The 5,685-nt window shown below is 54.6% G+C and carries 6 protein-coding genes; all 6 read left to right on the top strand.

Going from position 1 to position 5,685, the window contains the following annotated elements:
• Positions 1 to 140: 140 nt before the first annotated feature.
• Positions 141 to 1,223: a FecR domain-containing protein gene (locus FJY67_11075; GenBank protein ID MBM3329989.1), complete on the top strand. Its 1,083-nt coding sequence runs from the start codon at positions 141 to 143 to the stop codon at positions 1,221 to 1,223.
• A 93-nt stretch (positions 1,224 to 1,316) separates the two neighbouring features.
• Complete coding sequence (locus FJY67_11070; protein ID MBM3329988.1) at positions 1,317 to 3,005, top strand: electron transfer flavoprotein-ubiquinone oxidoreductase; 1,689 nt, start codon at positions 1,317 to 1,319, stop codon at positions 3,003 to 3,005.
• Between the two features lie 2 nt (positions 3,006 to 3,007).
• The gene (locus tag FJY67_11065; protein MBM3329987.1) at positions 3,008 to 3,892 is read left to right on the top strand and encodes an exopolyphosphatase; all 885 of its coding nucleotides are present in this window, start codon (positions 3,008 to 3,010) and stop codon (positions 3,890 to 3,892) included.
• On the top strand, positions 3,882 to 4,133 hold the full coding sequence (locus FJY67_11060) for a type II toxin-antitoxin system HicA family toxin (GenBank protein ID MBM3329986.1): 252 nt from the start codon (positions 3,882 to 3,884) through the stop codon (positions 4,131 to 4,133). Before FJY67_11065 ends, FJY67_11060 begins: the two co-directional genes overlap by 11 nt.
• Before the next feature lies 1 nt (position 4,134).
• Entirely contained in the window at positions 4,135 to 4,356 is a 222-nt protein-coding gene (locus FJY67_11055) for a type II toxin-antitoxin system HicB family antitoxin (GenBank protein MBM3329985.1), read from the top strand.
• A gap of 992 nt (positions 4,357 to 5,348) precedes the next feature.
• Entirely contained in the window at positions 5,349 to 5,588 is a 240-nt protein-coding gene (locus FJY67_11050) for a hypothetical protein (protein ID MBM3329984.1), read from the top strand.
• Positions 5,589 to 5,685: the final 97 nt, after the last annotated feature.

Raw genomic sequence — 5,685 nt, 5'->3', positions numbered from 1 at the left:
GCCCGCATCAGGGCTATAGACTAAACGGCTGCACCCCAGCAGAACGACTTATCGCGGCTCCAAAAGCTGCTTGATTGTAAACACGTTGACAAGACAATACACATCATTCCAATATACCATAATGAATTATCTAGCGAAGCATTTGTAGGTTGTTCGTTGCCGACACCATACAGGTCCACCATCTGAAACCACCTATCACGCTACTGCTCGGCATTATCCTGTCCTGCGCAGCCTGCCCGGACGCCTTTGCCTTGCCGCCGGCGGTTCTGGCACAACTGCTCAAGGTCGAGGGTCTGGTGCTCATCAAGCGTGCCGGTGACACAGCCTTTGTGCCCGTCAACGGTGCCGAGACACTGGCCTCCGGCGATCAGGTGCAGACCTCCGACAGCGCGTCGTTGGTGATGGTTTTCCTTGAAGACAAGAGCCTGCTGAAATTGACACCCCGGACGACGGTGACGCTCGACGCGAAGGAGGGTGATGAGGGCGGAATCCTGACCCAGGTGTTGCTTGGCATCGGCAGGATCTTCGTCCGGGTCGGCGAACAACTCGGCACCATCGAAGTCCTCACCCCGACGTCGGTCGCGACTATCAAGGGCACCGAGTTTTGGGTCGTCGTCTTCAACGACGGGACAACCAAGGTGATCACTGCGAGCGGTCTGGTGGAGTTGATCAACAGACGTTCTGGAGAAGTGTCATTCATAGGTTCCGGCCAGCAGGGCGAATCGCGCCCGGATGGGACTATCCTGATGGTGAAGCACATCACCTGGGAGGAAGAGGAAGGCGAACTTGAGACCCGCGGCATCGGGCTCGAATTTGGTATTCCCCACAGCAACGGCTTCAGTTACCGCCGACTCGCGCCGACCGGCTGGGGCTACCAGATCGGCGCAACGGCAGTGCTATTGGAAGAAGACTATTACCTCAAGGCATCGATAGCGGCGCTTTACCCCTTGTCGCGCACCCGGTTGACAGCGATCTATCTTCTGGCCGGGGTGTCATTCTTGCAGACCAAGGGCGAGTTCTTTTCGCACTCCGCAACCGACCTAATCTATGAGAGCAAATGGAAGTATGGCGACTTCCATTGGGCTGTCGGCGTCGGTCCCGGGCTGTCAATTAGAGCCCTTACTATGGAACGGCTTTGGGGCTCGGTCGAAGTTCCACTGACCTACTTTGACCGGAAACTGTTGCCCGTGCCCGCGGCAGGGCTCCATTATATGATGTGGTAATCCAATCGGCTGCCGGCAGATTACTTGCAAGACAATTTGCCAGGTCAAAATCGTATGATTGTCTTCGCCGTTCAACGACTCACAAAATAGCCCATGCCCCCTTTCACACGCGACACGCTTGATCTTGACATCCTCGTCGTAGGGGCGGGTCCGGCCGGGCTCGCCTTCGCCATTCATTTGAACGATCAGATCGAGAGCGCCCGCGCCAAAGGCGAACTGAAAGGCGCGGCCCGGTCGTCCGAGTTCATGTTAATGGTGATCGAAAAGTCGGCCGAAGTCGGCGATCACATGCTCTCCGGAGCGGTCATGGACCCGCGCGGGCTGGACGAACTCCTTCCCGACTGGCGCGGGATGAATCCGCCGCTCGGGCCGGAGGTATCGGACGACGCGCTCTATTTCCTCACCGCGAACGGGCGGCTGAAAGTGCCCTTTTTGCCTCCGGCGATGCACAACCATGGCTTTCCGTTGGTGTCGCTCAATCAAATGGTAAAATGGCTCGGCAAGATCGCCGAAGATCGCGGCATCCAGATTATGACCTGCACGGCAGGGGCATCGCCGATCATCGAGGAAGGCAGATTCAAGGGCGTTGTGACCGACGACAAGGGAATCGACCGCAACGGCCAGCCGAAAGGCAACTTCGAGCCGGGAATGGAACTGCGCGCCAAGATAACCCTCCTTGCCGAAGGTCCACGTGGCTCCCTGACCAAAGCAGTCGTCCCGGCACTCGGCTTGGATAGGGATCGGAATCCGCAATCCTATGTAACCGGCGTCAAGGAGATTTGGGAAATCCACACTGGTCGTGTCAAGCCCGGCAACGTCTGGCACACGCTCGGCTATCCTCACGGTCTTAAGGGGCCCTTTGGCGGAGGCTGGATCTACTCCTTTTCGGATACAGAACTGTCGCTCGGATTGGTAACCGCCCTTAACGCTCACGATCCGAGAAACGATCCGCACGGCTATTTCCAACAATTCAAGGAGCACCCCTGGGTTCGGTCGCTCCTCAAAGGTGGAAGGATGACCGCATACGGCGCCAAGACCATCTCCGAAGGCGGCTACTGGGCGATGCCGCAACTCTATCACGAAGGGTTGTTGCTGGCAGGCGAATCGGGCGGGTATTTGAATGCTCTGCGTCTTAAAGGTATCCATCTCGCCATCAAGTCCGGTATTATGGCAGCCAAGACCGCCTTTAATGCGTTGCAGCGCGAGGACTACTCGGAAGCGACCTTGAAGGCCTATGATGACCACTATCGTGCGTCGTGGGCGCATAAGGAACTGCGCGGTGTCCGCAACTTCCACCAGCCTTATGAGAAGGGGCTGATCTGGGGGATGTTCAACACCGGGCTGCAAATGGTTACCGGTGGGCGCGGCCTGATGAACCGCTATCCTGCAACTCCCGACCATTTGCACTACAGCAAGTTGACCGAAGAACCTGACTGGCGCCAACCTCTCGAGCGCAGGTTCGATGGCTCGCTCACCTACGACAAATTGTCCGACGTCTTCGCCTCCGGGACGCGCCACGAGGAGAACCAGCCTCCACACTTGCGCGTCTCCGACACCGACATTTGCTCGGGACGGTGCTCCGCTGAGTATGGCAATCCCTGCCAGCACTTCTGCCCGGCGGCGGTTTATGAGATGCTGCCCGGGGAGGATGGGGGGAGACGCCTGCAGATCAACGCCTCCAACTGCGTCCACTGCAAGACATGCGACATTGCCGACCCCTATGGCATCATCACCTGGGTCCCGCCCGAAGGCGGCGGGGGGCCAAGATACGCGGGGATGTGAAGATGTTTCGTATCACTACTCGCGCCGACTGGGACGGGCTGGTCTGCGCCGCGCTTCTGAACATCGTCGAAGATTGCGACCGGATGCGGTTCATCGAGCCGGGTCCATTCCAGTCCGGCGAAGGCGAGGTGACGCCCGACGACATCATCGCCAACCTGCCCTATCGCAAGGGATGCGCACTCTGGTTCGACCACCACGTCTCGAACAAACTGGAGGGCGAGGACTTCCGCGGCTCGTTCTGGGTGGCGCCGTCGGCCGCGAGGGTAATTTACGAGTTCTACGGGCACGACGAATCGCTCGCTGGTTGGGACGAGATGATCGCCATCACCGACCGCATTGACTCGGCGAGCCTTACGATGGACGAAATCGCGAGTCCTTCCGGCGTGATCCTCATCTCGATGACCGTCGAAGGCAAGCGCCCGCAGGACGAACCTTACTGGCGCCACCTGATCAAAATTCTGATCAGGAACGACACCGCCGCGTTGCTCGGCGACCCCGAAATCATTAGACGCTGCGGCGAGTTCAAATCTATCAACAACGCCTTTAAGGAGGCGCTTCTAAAGCACTCACGCCTTGAGGGTAACGTGCTGGTGACCGACTTTTGTGGGCGGTTCACCGGCGAGCCGGGCAACCGCTTTCTGCCCTATGCGCTCTTCCCAACCTGCGACACCTGGGTGAAACTGACAGATCACCCGACCGACCCGGCGCGGGCGCATCTCTCGGTGGGGCACAGCATCTTCGTCCGGACGAACAAGGTGGTAGTCGGCGACCTGATGGCGCGCTACGGCGGCGGCGGACACAAAGGCGCCGGGACCTGCAGACCGTTGAAGGATGATGCGGATCGGGTGCTAAAGGAGGTGGTGGGAGAGTTGCAGCATGGATCGTAAGGAATTACTCAAGAAAATCTATCATGGTGAAACTTCGAATGTCAGGTTTATCGACTTTCAGAATCTTATCGAAGGTTTCGGATTTCGATTGCGGCGGATCTCAGGAAGCCATCATCTGTTCAAGCATCCTCTGATTCCTGGATATCTGAATGTTCAGCCGCTAAGAGGCGAGGCAAAAGCCTATCAACTAAGGCAATTCATTAGGCTAATCGAAAAGCATCATCTTTCAATGGAGGCATAGTATGCGCGACTATTGGATTAATGTCTTCTTCAGCGAAGAGGATAACTGCTATGTAGCGGATATTCCTGATCTGGAGTTCTGCTCCGCCTTCGGTGATACGCCCGAAGAGGCAGTTCACGAAGTCAACATTGCCAAAGAACTCTGGCTTGAGGTTGCGCGCGAGGACGGCAAGGATATTCCCAAGCCCCGCTTCCGCCCGGCGCTATATCAGGGGGTGAAGTGATGGAGAACCAACACCAAAATGGATGAAAACGCATGATATTAACTCCAGGCGGTCTTATTAATCGGGGCTTCAAATAGTAGCATCAGTAGGACGGACATTCTTGTCCGTCCAAAGGGCAGGCAGGAATGCCTGCCCTACTGGAGAATACCACAATTATCTGCACCCATTAATAAGATAAGGTTGGATATTGATGGCCTTTATCGTGTGTGGGGTGACACGGACACGGCCAAAACTGCATCCTGGCCTCATTATTGGATTTAGAAAGATGGGCCGAATTGCCCGGCTCTGTCGCATTTCTTATGATTTGCGTTACTTCACTTCTTCTTGATAATGTTATTCATATTCTGTTATTAACATTCTTGGCCTTTTATGTAGGTGAGTTCACGTATATCTTGCTTTATTCGAAAAGTATAAGATTCATATTTTGTGATATCTTGGCATATAATCTGTTTCGCATTCTAATTCTACTCGCTATTTCTTTGTATCTGATATTAATCGGGAGCATTCTCAAATCAATACTTGCTATATTTATCTTCATAGTTATTATCTATGGTTTTGCAGATGCTCTGCTTCTAATATTCCTGCCAGTTAGAATGGTTGTAAAGCATTCATTTGTAACTCCAATAGGTTTCATTGGTAGCGATGAGAGGATATTTATTAATATTTTAACAAAATGAGCTCAGGAATACAGCAAGAGTATTAATTGGTTGGAATACAAAATCTCAGGCATCGAATCTGATCAGAGCACAACAAGGTTTTCTTAACAACCATCACATCAATCATCCGCACCACCGGCCGCATCGACAAGGCTCGTGGGATCGCGCAGCCTGAGCCGCTCCCGCTTGACGTCGATACGCTGGTCGAGTTGATCGTCATACCTACGGGAAACTCGGACGAGGACATTTCCGAGACGGAATGGCTGCACGCTGCCGCGCGGAATCCGGTCTTTGCGGAGTGGCTTGCGCCGGAAGAGGACATCTATTCCCCCACTGATGGGATCCCGTTCGATGAATATCGGTAAAGTCGCCCTGATTTCATTTCCTTGGGACGATCGGAGCGACAGCAAGGTGCGCCCGGTGCTGTGCCTGACCGAGCCTATCGGTGAGCACCGCCAAATTGTCGTCGCCTACATCGGATCAAGAATACCCGAAGACTCACTGGAATCGGATTGCATCATTAGTCGGGTGATGATGACTTTGCATCGACCGGACTTAGTGCTTATCCGTAAATAATTGACTTTTCGTCAATCGTTCCTTATATTGTTTCCCAAGGTGTTCAAACGGGGGTCTTATGCCTCGCATCGAATCTTGGGAAGTGTCAGATGCCTTC

The sequence above is a fragment of the Calditrichota bacterium genome (assembly GCA_016867835.1).
Taxonomy (GTDB): Bacteria; Electryoneota; AABM5-125-24; order Hatepunaeales; family Hatepunaeaceae; genus VGIQ01.
Note: the sequence above shows the minus strand (reverse complement) of the source record. Positions and strands in the feature narration are given on the sequence as shown.

Bases quoted from the DNA above. Each gene is read 5' to 3' on its own strand.
- FJY67_11070 (MBM3329988.1), top strand. From the start codon at position 1,317: ATGCCCCCTTTCACACGCGACACGCTTGATCTTGACATCCTCGTCGTA.
- FJY67_11065 (MBM3329987.1), top strand. From the start codon at position 3,008: ATGTTTCGTATCACTACTCGCGCCGACTGGGACGGGCTGGTCTGCGCC.
- FJY67_11060 (MBM3329986.1), top strand. From the start codon at position 3,882: ATGGATCGTAAGGAATTACTCAAGAAAATCTATCATGGTGAAACTTCG.
- FJY67_11055 (MBM3329985.1), top strand. From the start codon at position 4,135: ATGCGCGACTATTGGATTAATGTCTTCTTCAGCGAAGAGGATAACTGC.
- FJY67_11050 (MBM3329984.1), top strand. From the start codon at position 5,349: ATGGGATCCCGTTCGATGAATATCGGTAAAGTCGCCCTGATTTCATTT.